The sequence below is a fragment of the Streptomyces sp. NPDC005374 genome (assembly GCF_042872225.1).
Classification (GTDB): domain Bacteria; phylum Actinomycetota; class Actinomycetes; order Streptomycetales; family Streptomycetaceae; genus Streptomyces.
On sequence record NZ_JBIAKA010000009.1, the window covers coordinates 263,162 to 277,237 of the forward strand.

16 protein-coding genes are annotated in these 14,076 nt (G+C 70.5%); 5 read left to right on the forward strand and 11 right to left on the reverse strand.

The window, feature by feature from the left end; all coding sequences use genetic code 11:
* Positions 1-88: 88 nt before the first annotated feature.
* Positions 89-1,903 (reverse strand): prolyl oligopeptidase family serine peptidase, encoded by a 1,815-nt coding sequence (locus tag ACFYRX_RS24375; protein ID WP_389103334.1) that lies wholly within the window; start codon positions 1,901-1,903, stop codon positions 89-91.
* Between the two features lie 151 nt (positions 1,904-2,054).
* On the opposite strand from ACFYRX_RS24375, the gene ACFYRX_RS24380 reads away from it, so the two are divergent.
* Entirely contained in the window at positions 2,055-2,429 is a 375-nt protein-coding gene (locus ACFYRX_RS24380; protein ID WP_389103336.1) for a nuclear transport factor 2 family protein, read from the forward strand.
* 43 nt (positions 2,430-2,472) lie between these two features.
* A complete protein-coding gene (locus tag ACFYRX_RS24385; protein WP_389103339.1) occupies positions 2,473-3,285 on the forward strand; it encodes an SURF1 family protein in 813 nt (270 codons plus the stop codon).
* A gap of 41 nt (positions 3,286-3,326) precedes the next feature.
* On the opposite strand, the gene ACFYRX_RS24390 is transcribed toward ACFYRX_RS24385, so the two are convergent.
* The 4 genes from ACFYRX_RS24390 to ACFYRX_RS24405 all read right to left on the reverse strand — a co-directional run bounded on the left by ACFYRX_RS24390 (position 3,327) and on the right by ACFYRX_RS24405 (position 7,827).
* On the reverse strand, positions 3,327-4,352 hold the full coding sequence (locus tag ACFYRX_RS24390) for a hypothetical protein (RefSeq protein WP_389103342.1): 1,026 nt from the start codon (positions 4,350-4,352) through the stop codon (positions 3,327-3,329).
* A 107-nt stretch (positions 4,353-4,459) separates the two neighbouring features.
* A complete protein-coding gene (locus tag ACFYRX_RS24395; protein WP_389103345.1) occupies positions 4,460-5,113 on the reverse strand; it encodes a SigE family RNA polymerase sigma factor in 654 nt (217 codons plus the stop codon).
* A 375-nt stretch (positions 5,114-5,488) separates the two neighbouring features.
* Positions 5,489-6,547 carry an aspartate-semialdehyde dehydrogenase gene (locus ACFYRX_RS24400; protein ID WP_389103348.1) on the reverse strand — a complete coding sequence of 353 codons (1,059 nt, stop codon included), beginning with the start codon at positions 6,545-6,547 and terminating at the stop codon, positions 5,489-5,491.
* Entirely contained in the window at positions 6,547-7,827 is a 1,281-nt protein-coding gene (locus ACFYRX_RS24405) for an aspartate kinase (protein ID WP_389103351.1), read from the reverse strand. The genes ACFYRX_RS24400 and ACFYRX_RS24405 overlap by 1 nt, the downstream gene beginning before the upstream one ends.
* A gap of 235 nt (positions 7,828-8,062) precedes the next feature.
* On the opposite strand from ACFYRX_RS24405, the gene ACFYRX_RS24410 reads away from it, so the two are divergent.
* Entirely contained in the window at positions 8,063-8,752 is a 690-nt protein-coding gene (locus ACFYRX_RS24410) for a response regulator transcription factor (protein WP_389103354.1), read from the forward strand.
* A complete protein-coding gene (locus ACFYRX_RS24415) occupies positions 8,749-10,089 on the forward strand; it encodes a sensor histidine kinase (protein WP_389103357.1) in 1,341 nt (446 codons plus the stop codon). The genes ACFYRX_RS24410 and ACFYRX_RS24415 overlap by 4 nt, the downstream gene beginning before the upstream one ends.
* Here the strand turns inward: ACFYRX_RS24415 and ACFYRX_RS24420 are convergent.
* Both ACFYRX_RS24420 and ACFYRX_RS24425 read right to left on the reverse strand, forming a co-directional pair.
* Entirely contained in the window at positions 10,055-10,555 is a 501-nt protein-coding gene (locus ACFYRX_RS24420; protein ID WP_389103360.1) for an SgcJ/EcaC family oxidoreductase, read from the reverse strand. The two genes, ACFYRX_RS24415 and ACFYRX_RS24420, sit on opposite strands and share 35 nt — an antisense overlap.
* Positions 10,556-10,666: 111 nt before the next feature.
* Positions 10,667-10,858 (reverse strand): hypothetical protein, encoded by a 192-nt coding sequence (locus ACFYRX_RS24425; RefSeq protein ID WP_389103363.1) that lies wholly within the window; start codon positions 10,856-10,858, stop codon positions 10,667-10,669.
* Between the two features lie 109 nt (positions 10,859-10,967).
* On the opposite strand from ACFYRX_RS24425, the gene ACFYRX_RS24430 reads away from it, so the two are divergent.
* Positions 10,968-11,693: a TSUP family transporter gene (locus ACFYRX_RS24430; RefSeq protein WP_389103366.1), complete on the forward strand. Its 726-nt coding sequence runs from the start codon at positions 10,968-10,970 to the stop codon at positions 11,691-11,693.
* A 267-nt stretch (positions 11,694-11,960) separates the two neighbouring features.
* Here ACFYRX_RS24430 and ACFYRX_RS24435 read toward each other — a convergent pair whose 3' ends face one another.
* The 4 genes from ACFYRX_RS24435 to recR form a co-directional block, all read right to left on the reverse strand.
* On the reverse strand, positions 11,961-12,185 hold the full coding sequence (locus ACFYRX_RS24435; protein WP_389103369.1) for a helix-turn-helix domain-containing protein: 225 nt from the start codon (positions 12,183-12,185) through the stop codon (positions 11,961-11,963).
* 23 nt (positions 12,186-12,208) lie between these two features.
* A complete protein-coding gene (locus ACFYRX_RS24440) occupies positions 12,209-12,625 on the reverse strand; it encodes an SsgA family sporulation/cell division regulator (protein WP_389103371.1) in 417 nt (138 codons plus the stop codon).
* A 121-nt stretch (positions 12,626-12,746) separates the two neighbouring features.
* Entirely contained in the window at positions 12,747-13,406 is a 660-nt protein-coding gene (locus tag ACFYRX_RS24445; RefSeq protein ID WP_389103374.1) for a DUF5063 domain-containing protein, read from the reverse strand.
* Positions 13,399-13,998 carry a recombination mediator RecR gene (gene recR / locus ACFYRX_RS24450; RefSeq protein ID WP_019063094.1) on the reverse strand — a complete coding sequence of 200 codons (600 nt, stop codon included), beginning with the start codon at positions 13,996-13,998 and terminating at the stop codon, positions 13,399-13,401. Before recR ends, ACFYRX_RS24445 begins: the two co-directional genes overlap by 8 nt.
* Between the last annotated feature and the right edge of the window lie 78 nt (positions 13,999-14,076).

Here is a 14,076-nt window from a genome sequence, read left to right on the forward strand (position 1 = left end):
GCTCCGCCGACTTCAAGCGCACCCACCTGGGGGCGCGGGGAACTGCGCGACCAGCCCCCACGCACCCGCAGCCGGAAGTCCGTCCCCGCTACCCCAAATACCTCTCCGCGAAGTCCAGTTCCAGCTTCACCTGCTTGATCCGCTCCTCCACCACCAGCGAACCGTGACCGGCGTCGTACCGGTAGACCTCATGCACGGCCCCCCTGGACTCCAACCGCTTCACGTAGTTGTCGACCTGACGGATCGGGCACCGTGGGTCGTTGACACCGGCCGAGATGTACACCGGCGCCTTGACCTGGTCGACGTACGTCAGGGGCGACGACGCCTCGAAGCGCTCCGGCACCTCCTCCGGCGTGCCGCCCAGCAGCGTGCGGTCCATCGCCTTCAGCGCTTCCATCTCGTCGTGGAACGCCGTGACGTAGTCGGCGACCGGAACCGCCGCGATGCCCAGGGCCCACGCGTCCGGCTGGGTGCCCAGGCCGAGGAGCGTGAGATACCCGCCCCAGGACCCGCCGGTGAGGACGAGGCGCGCGGGATCGGCGAGACCCGAACTCACCGCCCATTCCCGCACCGCCGCGATGTCCTCCAGCTCGATCAGCCCGACCCGGTACTTGAGCGCGTCGGTCCAGGCCCGCCCGTACCCCGTGGAACCGCGGTAGTTGACCCGGACGACCGCGTACCCGTGGTCCACCCATGCCGCCGGGCCCGCAGCGAAGGAGTCGCTGTCGTGCCAGGTCGGGCCGCCGTGGATGTCGAAGACCGTCGGCAGCGGCCCCGTCGCTCCGGCCGGCTTCTGGACCAGCGCGTGGATCCGCCCGCCCGGCCCCTCGACCCACACGTCCTCCACCGGCACCGAACCGGGGGACTTCAGGCCCGGCGGGTCCAGGACCACCTCACCCGTCGTCGAGCGCACCGCCGACGGCTCGGCCGAGGAGGACCACAGGTACTCCACGCTGCCGTCGGGGCGGGCCGTCGCCCCGGAGACCGTGCCGGGCGGGGTCGGGACCTTCTCCAGCTTGCCGCTCGCAAGGTCGTACCGGAACAGCTCGCTGCGCGCCTCGAAGCTGTGCGCGACGAGCAGCCCCGTGCCGTCCGGGTACCACTCGGCGCCCACGTCACCGGGCAGGTCCAGGGCGAGATCGGTCTCCTCGCCCGTCGTCACGTCCCACACCAGCGGCTCCCAACGACCGCGCCGCTGGTGGCCGATGAGCAGCCGGGTGTCGCCGTCGACCGGAGCGAAGCCCAGGACCTCCAGGCCCAGTTCCTCGACGCCGCCCTTGGTGTCGTCGAGCTCGGCGACCGCCCTGCCGTCGGAGCGCAGCACGCGCAGCGCCGAGTGCATCGCGTCGCCGTGCTCGGTGTGCTCGACCGCGATCAGCGAGCCGTCGTGGGAGAGGTCGCCGACGCCCGCCGACTCGCGGTGCCGGTAGATCTCCACCGGGTCCTCACCGGAGCGCACGAGGTGGATGGACGTGCCCTCGTCGTCGGTCGAGCAGCCCACGACCGCCGTACGGCCGTCCCGGCCCAGGGCCAGGCCCGCCGGGTAGGAGGCCTCCAGGCCCGGTGCGGCGAGCTCGTCGGGGCCGCCCTCGAAGGGCTGGCGGCGCCAGACGCCGAACTCGTCGCCGTCCTTGTCGTCGAACCACCAGATCCACGCGCCGTCCGGGGAGAGCACTCCGTCGGTGGTGCCGTTGGGCCGGTCCGTCACCTGGCGCTGTCCGCCGGTCGCCCGGTCCCAGGCGTACAGCTCGTACGTCCCCGTGGCGTTGGACACGAACAGGGAGCGGTCCGGGGCGTCCTCCGCCCAGTCGGGCAGGGACACCCGGGGCGCCCTGAAGCGCTTCTCCCAGTCCGGCACATCGTCGTTCCGCTCGGCCGCGGCGGACCCGTTGCTCTCAGTCATGACCCCATACTGCCCGCCCTCACAGACAATCCGTAGGCGAGGTCCCCAGCCTGTGGAAAACTTCTACCGCCTGCTTACCCGAACCCCGCCCGACCAGGGCGCAAGGGCCTGCCAGGGCCCGTTGTCAGTGGCCGGGTGCAGACTCGTCCCCATGACCGATCTACGCGGGACCGTGGAGAGTTTCTGGGCGCTGGCCGAGGCCCGCGACTGGAGTGCCTTCGCCGAAACCCTGGCCGAGGACGTCGTCTACACCCTGCCGCAGACCCGCGAGCGCATCAGCGGCCGGGAGCGGTTCGTCGAGTTCAACCGGGAGTACCCGGCCGACTGGCACCTGCGGATCGAGCGGATCATCGCCGAGCCGGGCCAGGTCGTCACCTGGGCCCGCTTCACGGTGGGCCTCGAGGAGATGGACGCCGTCTCCTTCTTCACCGGTGACGAGAGCGGCCTCATATCCACCGTGACCGACTTCTGGCCGGAGCCGTACGAGCCGCCCGCGGGCCGCGATCACCTGACCGAGAGGTACTGACCCCGCGCCCCCGCCGCCCGGGGCGGCCCCGTACCGTGGGAGTGTGTACCGGTTTCTGCTGACGCCCCGCTGGTTCGGCATCAACGTCTTCGTGCTGCTCGCCATCCCGTTCTGCATCTTCATGGGGTCCTGGCAGCTGAGCCGGTTCGAGGACCGGATGACGGAGAGCCGGGACGCCAAGGAGTCGGTCGTCACCGACGGGCGGGAGACCCCGCGCCCCCTGGCCGAGCTGCTGCCGGTCGACAAGGCGACCTCCGGCAAGCAGGTCACCGCGACCGGCCGGTACGACAAGCAGCTGCTCGTCCCCGACCGGCAACTCGACGACCGCGACGGCTACTACGTCCTGACGCTGCTGCGCACCGACGGCGGCAAGGCCCTGCCCGTCGTCCGGGGCTGGCTGCCGGGCACCCCCGACCCGGCGAAGGTCCCGGCCGCGCCGAAGGGCGAGGTCACCGTCACCGGCGCGCTCCAGGCGTCCGAGACGCCGGGGGACAACGGCGTCAGCGCACAGGGCGGGCTGCCGGCCGGGCAGACCGCGGCGATCAGCGCGGCCTCACTGATCAACCTGGTGCCGTACGGCGTGTACGACGCGTGGATCACCCTCGGCACCGCCGACTCGGGTATGACGGCCGTACCGGCGACCGCGCCCGCCGACAGCGGGCTGGACCTGAAGGCGTTCCAGAACCTCGGCTACACCGGCGAGTGGTTCGTCTTCGCCGGCTTCGTGGTCTTCATGTGGTTCCGGCTGCTGCGCCGCGAGGTGGAGTTCGTCCGGGACGCGGCGCTGGGCATCCTCCCCGACGACGAGCAGCACGAGCAGGAGCGGGACCGGCCCCAGGAGAAGGCGACCGCCTGAGGCCCGCTCACGCCGTCACGCCGACATCACGACGACGACAATCACGACGACGTCAGCACACCCGTCGAGTACACGGTCCCCGCGCACGCGTCGGACACGACGGTGGACACCGTCGGCCCGCCGCCCTCCGCCGTGTTCGTCACCAGGACGCTCCCGTCGGTCGTGCCGTCCTCCGTGACGAGCTGGGTGGAGGTGCCGGTGTCGCCGCCGGTCGAGGAGCCCTCGCTGGAGGAGGTGTCCGGGGAGGTCGTGGGGTCGGGGCTGGGGTCGGTCGAGGGGTCGGACGTGGGGCAGGTCCCGGACGGCACCCAGGCGAACTTCACGTCGTAGGAGGAACCCGGCTGCAGCAGCAGCTGGGAGACCTCCTGGGCCGGGTCGGGCAGTCCGGACGCCACATCGCCCGAGACATGCCGGACAGCGGTGATCTTGCCGGCGTCGGCAGCGCCCTGCGCGGTCGCCGTCACGGTGCCGGGCCCGGTGACCGTACAGACGGCGGTGGAGCCGTTGGTGACGTGGAAGGTGCCGTAGACCGCTCCGGCGGAGTCGGGCACACCGGTGGTGGTCGTGGGCGTGCCGAGCTGTGCGGCCGTGCAGACGGGGGCGCTCGCGGCGGTCGAGGCGGACGGGTCGGCGCTGCCGCCGGTGCCGCTGGTGGCGCCCGCGGTCCTGCCCTTGCCCTCGCCCTTCGTCTCGCCCTTGCCCTTGTCCTCGGTCCTGCCGGAGGAGCCGCCGGAGGTGGACTCGCCGCCCTCCGTCTCCTTGCCCTGGCCCGCGCCGCCCTGCATCTGGGAGGTGTGCCCGGCGTTGGAGGTGTTGGCGCTGGTGTTGGTGGAGGAGACGTGCACCACTGCGGGGATCGCGGTGCCGAAGAAGAGGGCCGCGGCCGCCATGCCGACGACGGCCTGCCGCTTGCGCGCCCGCCGGGCGGGGACCGCCTTGCGCAGATGGTCCAGCGTGCCGTCGCGTGGCTCCATCTCCTGGACCGCCTGCTGAAGCAGGCGTCGCAGTGCCAGCTCGTCCGAGTCGAACTCCCCCGTGGAGCTCTGGTCTTCGGGGCCGTGGTTCACAGTTCCGTTCCCAGCGTGTGATTGCGTGTGCTCTTGCTTGCCGGCCCATGTCGGCTCTCGCCACGCGTAGGGCTCATGGCGCCGTTCCTGGGGGTCGCCGTCCGTGCTCATACCGGCTCCTCCATGGCGACCCGCAGCGCGGCTATCCCGCGGGAGCCGTACGCCTTCACGGAGCCCAGCGAGATGCCGAGCGTATCGGCGACCTGGGCCTCGGTCATGTCGGAGAAGTAGCGCAGGACCAGGACCTCGCGCTGGCGGCGCTGGAGGCCCTTCATCGCCTTGATGAGGGAGTCGCGCTCCAGCAGGTCGTAGGCCCCCTCCTCGGCGCTCGCCATGTCGGGCATCGGCTTGGACAGCAGCTTGAGTCCGAGGATGCGCCGGCGCAGGGCCGAGCGGGAGAGGTTGACGACGGTCTGCCGCAGGTACGCGAGCGTCTTCTCGGGGTCGCGGACGCGCTTGCGCGCCGAGTGGACGCGGATGAAGGCCTCCTGGACGACGTCCTCGCAGGAGGCGGTGTCGTCGAGCAGGAGAGCGGCGAGACCCAGCAGCGAGCGGTAGTGCGCCCGGTAGGTCTCGGTGAGGTGGTCGACGGTGGTTCCCGCCGCGGCTTCCTCGATGCCGTCACGCTGACTGGGTATGCGCGTGGGCCGCGCTGCGGGCATGGGGGCGATCACCGGCATGCCGCCGGGCGCCCCGGGCGACCGGGGCCTGAGGACCGCCACGCCGCTCGGCGCGGCGCGGAATTCGAGTACCTGAGCCACGCCAGTTGGACACGCTCACCCCGGTGAGGGTTGTACGCGTCCGCCCATCTTCTCTCAGGCAGCACAACTGACCGTGCGTCAAACGTGCTCATGCCCTACCCGCTCTTCCCCTGTGTCCTGAGTGACCGGGGCGTCCCCACGCCCCGCACGCATCCCCGCGCCCCCTGAAAGGGCGTTCGCAAAGACGCTCCCCGCCCTTCGCACGGTTGCGGAGAACGGGGAGGAAAATCTTCGGACGCCGAAGCGCCGGGATCAAGTGGTTCGGACCATTAGTCGCACCACATGCCGTACACAGATCCTACAAAGCGTTTCGGCCATGGCCAGGACTTTTACGGTGGGCGCCTGTCCGTACCGGCAATGCGCCGCCGGACGGGGTCACCCGAACTCGGCCGCCAGCAGCTCCGCGATCTGCGCGGTGTTGAGCGCCGCACCCTTGCGCAAGTTGTCTCCGCACACGAAAAGTTCGAGTGCCGTGGGGTCGTCGAGGGCCCGCCTGACCCGCCCGACCCAGGTGGGATCGGTGCCGACGACGTCGGCCGGGGTGGGGAACTCGCCGGCCGCCGGATCGTCGAAGAGGACGACCCCGGGGGCGGTCGCGATGATCTCGCGGGCCTTGCGGACGGTGACCTCGCCCTCGAAGCGGGCGTGGACGGTGAGGGAGTGCACGGTGACGACGGGGACCCGCACACAGGTCACGGCGACCGGCAGGTTGGGCAGTCCGAGGATCTTGCGGGACTCGTCCCGCACCTTCATCTCCTCCGAGGACCAGCCGTCCTCGCGCAGCGACCCGGCCCACGGTACGACGTTCAGCGCGACGGGCTCCGGGAACGGCCCGGTGTTGTCGCCGACGGCCCGCCGCACGTCACCGGGGTGCGTGCCGAGCTCGGTGCCCGCGACCAGGGACATCTGCTGCCGAAGCGTCTCGACGCCGGCGCGCCCGGCCCCGCTCACGGCCTGGTAGCTCGACACCACCAGCTCCCGCAGCCCGAACTCGGCGTGCAGCGCGCCCAGGGCCACGATCATGGTGAGGGTCGTGCAGTTGGGGTTGGCGATGATGCCGCGCGGCCGCTTCCGGGCCGCGTGCGGATTGACCTCGGGGACGACCAGGGGCACGTCCGGGTCCATCCGGAAGGCGCCCGAGTTGTCCACCACGACGGCACCGCGCGCGGCGGCGAGGGGCGCCCAGTGCGCCGCCACCTCGTCCGGTACGTCGAACATGGCGACGTCGACCCCGTCGAAGGCCTCCTCCGACAGGGCCACCACCTCGACCTGCTCCCCGCGCACGGCCAGCTTGCGGCCGGCCGAGCGCGGGGAGGCGATCAGGCGGATCTCGCCCCACACGTCCGCGTGCTGGGACAGGATCTGGAGCATGACCGTGCCGACGGCCCCGGTCGCTCCCACGACGGCCAGCGTGGGCCGCCTCTTCGCGGACATCAGCGCCCGGTGCCCCCGTAGACGACGGCCTCGTCGCTGTCGGAGTCCAGCCCGAAGGCGGAGTGCACGGCCCGGACGGCCTCGGGGACGTCGTCCTGGCGGGTGACGACCGAGATGCGGATCTCGGAGGTCGAGATGAGCTCGATGTTCACGCCCGCGTCGGACAGTGCCTGGAAGAACGAGGCGGTGACGCCCGGGTTGGTCTTCATGCCCGCGCCGACCAGGGAGATCTTGCCGATCTGGTCGTCGTAGCGCAGCGAGTCGAAGCCGATCCCGCCCTTGGCCTTCTCCAGGGCGTCGATGGCCTTGCGGCCCTCGGTCTTGGGGAGGGTGAAGGAGATGTCGGTGAGGCCGGTCGACGCCGCCGACACGTTCTGCACGATCATGTCGATGTTGATCTCCGCGTCGGCGATCGCGCGGAAGATCACCGCGGCCTCGCCCGGCTTGTCCGGGACGCCGACGACCGTGATCTTGGCTTCGGAGACGTCGTGGGCGACTCCGGAGATGATGGCGTGCTCCACCTGCTGGTCCCCTTGCGACTCGGGCTTCTCGTTGCTGACCCAGGTGCCCGGCAGTCCCGAGAAGGACGAGCGGACGTGGATCGGGATGTCGTAGCGACGGGCGTACTCCACACAGCGGTGGAGCAGCACCTTGGAGCCGGACGCGGCCAGCTCCAGCATGTCCTCGGAGGAGATCCAGTCGATCTTCCGGGCCTTCTTCACCACGCGCGGGTCGGCGGTGAACACACCGTCGACGTCGGTGTAGATCTCGCACACCTCGGCGTCGAGGGCTGCGGCGAGCGCCACAGCCGTCGTGTCGGAGCCGCCGCGCCCCAGCGTGGTGATGTCCTTCTTGTCCTGGCTGACGCCCTGGAAGCCGGCGACGATGGCGATGTTGCCCTCGTCGAGCGCCGTACGGATACGGCCCGGCGTGACGTCGATGATCCGGGCTTTGTTGTGGACCGAGTCGGTGATGACGCCGGCCTGGCTGCCGGTGAAGGACTGGGCCTCGTGGCCCAGGTTTTTGATCGCCATGGCCAGCAGCGCCATGGAGATCCGCTCCCCGGCGGTCAGCAGCATGTCGAACTCACGCCCGGCGGGCATCGGAGATACCTGCTCGGCGAGATCGATCAGCTCGTCCGTCGTGTCGCCCATCGCGGAAACGACGACAACGACCTGGTGGCCGTTCTTCTTCGCTTCGACGATTCGCTTGGCGACGCGCTTGATGCCCTCGGCATCGGCTACGGAGGAGCCTCCGTACTTCTGCACGACAAGGCCCACGTGCGCTCCTCGCTCAGTCCTGTGTGTCGGCTCAGTTTAACGAGCGTCCGATTTTCACTTCCGCGGTATCGCATGGTGAGACATCGCGGCTTCGGACACCCAGGTCAGCGCATGCCCATCCGGGAGCTCCGGGAAAAGTGCACCGCGTCACACGCCGGGCCGCACACCCCGGTACACACCCATGTGGGACTCGTGTGGCGACTGTGAATTAAGTTTCAAGGATTAGGGTGCGGCTGTGCGCGTACTCCTGGTGGAAGACGATGAGCCGGTCGCCCAGTCCCTCAGACGCGGCCTGGTCCGGTACGGGTTCGAGGTCGAGTGGGTCTCCACGGGCGGGGCGGCGCTGAGCCATGAGGGCCCCTACGACGTCGTACTCCTGGATCTCGGGCTGCCCGACACCGACGGTCTCGACGTGTGCAGGGCCCTGCGCGCCCGCGGTGACGTGCCGATCATCGTGATCAGCGCGCGCAGCGAGGAGACGGACCGGGTGGTCGGCCTGGAGCTCGGCGCCGACGACTACGTGTCCAAGCCGTTCGGCGTGCGGGAGGTCATCGCGCGGATACGAGCCGTGATGCGGCGCGCGCAGCCCCGTGCCGAAGCCGCGGCGGGCCCCGACCGGTACGGCTCCCGCCTCACCGTCGACCGCAAGGCGGCCCGGGTCCGCCTCGACGGCGAGGAGGTGCCCCTCACGCCCAAGGAGTACGACCTGCTGGCCTTCCTCACCGAGGAGCCGGGCGCGCTGATGTCGCGCGAGCAGATCATGGAGGCGGTCTGGGACGCGAACTGGTTCGGGCCGACCAAGACACTGGACGTGCATGTGGCGGCGCTGCGGCGCAAGCTGGCCGGCGCGGTCGGCATCGAGGCCGTGCGGGGCGTGGGTTTCCGGCTGGAGATCGTCAAGGCGGACGGCGACGGGGCTTCATGAACCGGCAGCTCATCCGGAGTTACATCCTGCTGGTCGCGGTGGCGATCCTGCTGTTCACGGTGCCGGTGGCGTTCACGCTCACCTCGCAGCTTCGCGACGACACCGAGTCGTCCGTCAAGCGCGAGGCGACCACCATGGCACTGCTGCTGAGCAACGGCGACAGAGCCTCGTGCGAGGCACTGACCAAGGTGGCCAAGGCGTACGGCAACGTCCAGGCGACCCCGACCGCGAGCTGTGACCCGCACCTGCAGACCCCCACCGCGGACGCGGCGCTGACCCGGGCCGTGACGGACAACGAACCGACGACCGACTGGGGTTCGGACTTCGTCTGGGGCAAGCACCTGACGGTCACGGTCCCCGCCGACGGGGACGCGGCCGTCCGGGTCGTCTTCTCGACCTCGGACATGACCAGGCGGCTCTGGCAGATCTGGGGCTTCCGGGCCGCCCTCGCCGTGCTGGTCCTCGCGGCGGCCGCCTCGATCGGCGCGTTCGCCGCCCGCCGGATCACCGCCCCCCTGCGCGAACTCAACTCCATGGCCAGCAAGTTCAGCGACGGCGACCTGACCGCACGCTCCCCGGTGACCGGCCCGCCGGAGACCCAGACCCTCGCCCGCACCCTGAACCAGGGCGCGGAACGCCTGGACACACTGGTCGCCTCTCAGCGCATCTTCGTGGCCGACGCTTCGCACCAGCTCAGGACGCCGCTGACCGCGCTGCGACTGTCCCTGGACAACATCGCGGACGGCGTGGACGACGAGTTCGTCCGCGAGGACGTGGAGCAGGCCACCGCCGAGGTGGTCCGGATGAGCCGCCTGGTCAACGGCCTTCTCGTCCTCGCCCGTGCCGAGGCGAAGGTGACGGCCGCGGAGCCGCTCGCCCTGACGGACATCGTGGACGAACGGCTGACGGTGTGGAGACCGGCCGCCGACGAGCGCGGTGTCACCATCGCGCTCATTGGGGGGAGTATCGGCGGCCGGCCGTCTGTGCTGGCCAGCCCCGGCCATCTGGAACAGGTGCTGGACAACGTGCTCTCGAACGCCCTGGAGGTCTCGCCCGACGGCGGGCGGATCACCGTCGAGGTCGCGTCACGGGCGGATGCGGTGGTGCTGTCGGTACGGGACGAGGGACCCGGCATGTCCGACTCCGAGAAGTCCCGCGCCTTCGACCGCTTCTGGCGCGGTCAGGGCCTGACCGGGCGCTCCGGCTCGGGTCTCGGCCTCGCCGTCGTCAAGCAGTTGGTGACCGACGACGGCGGAACCGTGGCCCTGGCGGACGCGCCCGGGGGCGGACTGAAAGTGGATATCAGCCTTCGGGCATCGCCGAGGAGTGGTGGTTGACGATCTTCCACTGGCCGTTCCGCTTCTCGTACTCGTAGGTGTAGCGGGCCTCGACGACACGCTTGGCGCTGGTCTTCGGGTCGGTGAGCGTGAACTCGTAGACGCCGGTGTCGATCGCGGAGTTGGTGTCGAGGACGTTGACGATCGTCTGGACCTTCTTGCCGACCGGCTTGTTCTTGAGGAAGTGCTCGAAGTAGTCGACGATCTGCGCGTGGTTGGTGCGGACCTTGTTGGAGACGGTGGGCAGGAGCACCGCGTCCTTCGCGTACAGGTTCGCGACCTTGTCGGCGTCGCCGGTCTGCAGGGTCGCGTTCCACGTGGTGAACAGTGCCGCGATCTGCTTCTTGGAGGGCTTCTTCGCGTGGTCGGGACCGGCGGTCGCCGCGACGGTACCGACGGTGCCGACAGCGACGAGTGCGGTGGCCGTGACGATGGCTGCGCGCTTGGTTATGGAACGACGGGTCATCGCTGTCTCCAGTGCGGTGAGAGGTGCTGTGGTGAAGTGACTCCAGCCTCTCTTCGCGCCGGTTAGGGCCCGTGCAGCCCGGATACAGGGCAGAGACAGCGCAGGCCCAATTCACGCCGTGTGACGGCCCGGTCGCTGTCCGCGCAGCAGGCCGACCCCGGCTCCGAGCGACACCACGCCCATGCCCACGGCGGTCATGACGCCCTGCGTTCCGTCCACGACGAAGGGTGCGGCCGCGGCGACGGCGAGGTTGAACAGGAAGAGGAACCAGAGGACGGGGGTGGAGGAGAGCAGGGACTTCATGGTCGTTTCCTTCGGCTGGAGGGGCTCGCTTTCGAGATCAACGATCCCGTTTCCGGACGGCGGTCACGAGGGGGTGCTCTCCCGGATCGGGGGTGTAGTGGGGTACACCATGACCGTGACGGCAGATGCGCTTCTGACAGCGATCGTGCTGCTCGGTTCCTCCGTGCAGTGGCTCACGGGGATGGGCTTCGCGCTGGTCTCCGTACCGGCCCTGGTCCTTCTCCTCGGCCCGACGCAAGGAGTGGTCCTCGCCAACTGCGCGGCCGGGGTGATCTGCCTGGTCGGCCTGGCCGGCGGGTGGCGCCTGGTACGCCCACGCGCGATGCTCCCCCTGTGCCTGGCAGCGGCCTGCACGGTCCCGGCAGGCACCTGGGTGACCCGCCAACTCCCCCAGCCGTGGCTGCTGTTGGTGATGGGCGGACTGGTGACGGTGGCGGTACTGCTCGTCATGCGGGGCGCGAGAGCGGCCGCGCTGCACGGCACCCGGGGCGCCGTGTTCGCGGGCGCGGCGGGCGGCTTCATGAACTCCGCGGCGGGGGTGGGCGGCCCGCCGTTCTCCCTCTACGCCCTCAACGCGGGCTGGACGATACGGGAGTTCGTGCCGAACGCGATGTTCTACGGCGTCATCGTGAACGCCTTCTCGGTGGCGTCGAACGGCGTGCCGGACCTGACCGGCACGCGGTGGGCCCTGGTGATCACGGCGATGGGAGCAGGCGGTCTGATCGGCAGGGGCCTCGCCTCCCGGATCCCGGAGGGCCGGGCCCGCCTGCTGGTGCTGTCGCTGGCGTTGCTGGGCGGGGTGACGGCCGTGGGCAAGGGCCTCTGGGGCCTCTGATCAGTCCGCGAACTCCTTGAGGGGCTCGGTGTCGAGGTCGAAGCCGACCGGCTGAGGAAGCTTGACGGTGGCGCCGAACGGCAGCTTCTCCCCGTGCCGGTACGGACCGTCCTCGGGCTGGTTGAAGACGACGATCTCGCGGTCACGGGGGCTCGGTGTGCGAAGTCCGGGTCGGCGTGCGGGTCTTCGTCACCGGTGGAGCGAGGTCAGGCCCCGGAGCCGGTGTTGGCGCACCGCACGTCGACGCCGGGCTCCTGACCGCCGTGGTCACGGGCGCCGTACCCGCGCGGCCCGCGTCCCCCTGATCCGTGTTCCCAGCGCGCGGGCGTACTCGCGCAGGGTCTCCAGGTCGTGGATCTCGCCGCCCTCGATCTGCGTGACCCACGCCGGGAAGAAGTCCGCCGTCACGGCCGCCTGTCCGCGCGTCAGGCCCTGTTCCTCGCGGACCTCACGCAACCGGTGGCCGAGGGCGTAGGCCTGCGGGGCGGACAAAGGGCCCCGGGAGCCGACGCGGATCACACCCGCCCGCCGAACAACGCCACCAGCCCGTGGTCCAGTTCCGCGCCCACGGTCTCCTCGTCCGGGGCGACGACGGTGTAGGTGCGGGCGAGGAAGCGGGTCAGGTCCGCGGAGGCGAACCTGAGGACGGCGACGCCCTCGGGGGCGTGAAACTCGACACGGGTGTGGGCCGAACCGGCCGGGCGGACACGGACGTTGCCGATGCCCGCCGGAGTGCGCAGGCCCTCGCCCAGCAGGGTTCGGGCGAAGGTCCAGGTCGCGCCCTCGCCGTCGAGCGTGACATGCGGCGGGAAGTCGATGTGCACGGCCGCCGGGTCGGCGGAGGTGTAGCGCAGGGTCGCCGGGATCGCGATCTCCTGGTCCCTGGCCGTGATCAGGCGGGCGCCTGTCGGCTGCTGGAGGGTGACGTGCATGACGGGCTCCAAGTGGGCGGTGGCACGGGCCGGGGGTGGCCGTTGTGCAGTGCGACCACCCCGGGGGCCCGTCCATTACGCCATTTCAGAAGCCATTTGCGTGACGCCCGTCACATGGGGGCTACAGGGAAGGGCGAAGGCCCAGCGGGCCCGCGATCTCCTCCACCATCACCTTGCCCGCCTCGAACTCCAGCGTCTCGTCGCCCACGGCCTGGTCGGTGTCGAGGCCGTCCAGTTCCTCCAGGGGCTGGTTGAGGCGGACGTGCGCCACCACCGACTGAAGGGCGCGCAGGGTCGCGGACGCCGTGGAGCCCCAGTTGGAGAAGTAGGAGAACTGCCACCACCACAGGGCTTCCGTGGTGCGGCCGGCCTTGTAGTGGGCCATGCCGTGGCGCAGGTCGGCGATGACGTCGGCGAGGTCGTCGGAGATCCGGGCCGGCACGGGTGCCTTGCGGGGCTCGTAGGGGTCGAAGACCTCGGAGTAGACGTCGATCGGCTCCAGGAGCCGGGCGAGGTTCAGGCGGAGCTCGTCCACGTCGGCCTCGGGGCCCAGGTCGGGCTCGTAGCGCTCGTCGGGGACGATGTCCTCGTGGGCGCCCAGGCGTCCGCCGGCCAGCAGGAGCTGGGAGACCTCCAGGAGGAGGAAGGGAACGGCCGAGTCCGGCTCGTCGCCCTTCGCCACCTCCCTGGTGGCCACCAGGAAGCTCTCGACCTGGTCGGCGATCTGGACCGCGAAGTCGTCGGGGTCCTGGGCGGTCGCGTGCAGTGTGGCGTCAGACATCTAGGAGTCGTCTCCCCTCGAAGGCGCGGCCGAGGGTCACCTCGTCCGCGTATTCCAGGTCGCCACCCACCGGGAGGCCGCTGGCCAGGCGGGTGACCTTGAGGCCCATGGGCTTGATCATGCGGGCGAGGTACGTCGCCGTGGCCTCGCCCTCCAGGTTCGGGTCGGTGGCCAGGATCAGCTCCGTGACGGTCCCGTCGGCCAACCGCGCGAGAAGTTCTCGTATACGCAGGTCGTCCGGACCGACACCCTCGATCGGGCTGATCGCGCCGCCGAGGACGTGGTACTTGCCGCGGAACTCACGGGTGCGTTCGACCGCGACCACGTCCTTCGGCTCCTCCACCACGCAGATGACGGTGAGGTCGCGCCGGGGGTCGCGGCAGATGCCGCACAACTCTTCCTGGGCGACGTTGCCGCAGGTCGCGCAGAAGCGGACCTTCGCCTTGACCTCCATCAGGCACTGCGCGAGACGCCGTACGTCGGTCGGCTCGGCCTGCAGGATGTGGAAGGCGATCCGCTGGGCGCTCTTGGGACCGACGCCGGGCAGCCGCCCCAGTTCGTCGATGAGGTCCTGGACCACGCCTTCGTACAACGGACTGCCGTCCTTCCTGGGTTCCTTGCAGTACGTACGCTAGTTGGCCGGTGCCCGTCTCCGATAGGCAGGCCCCGC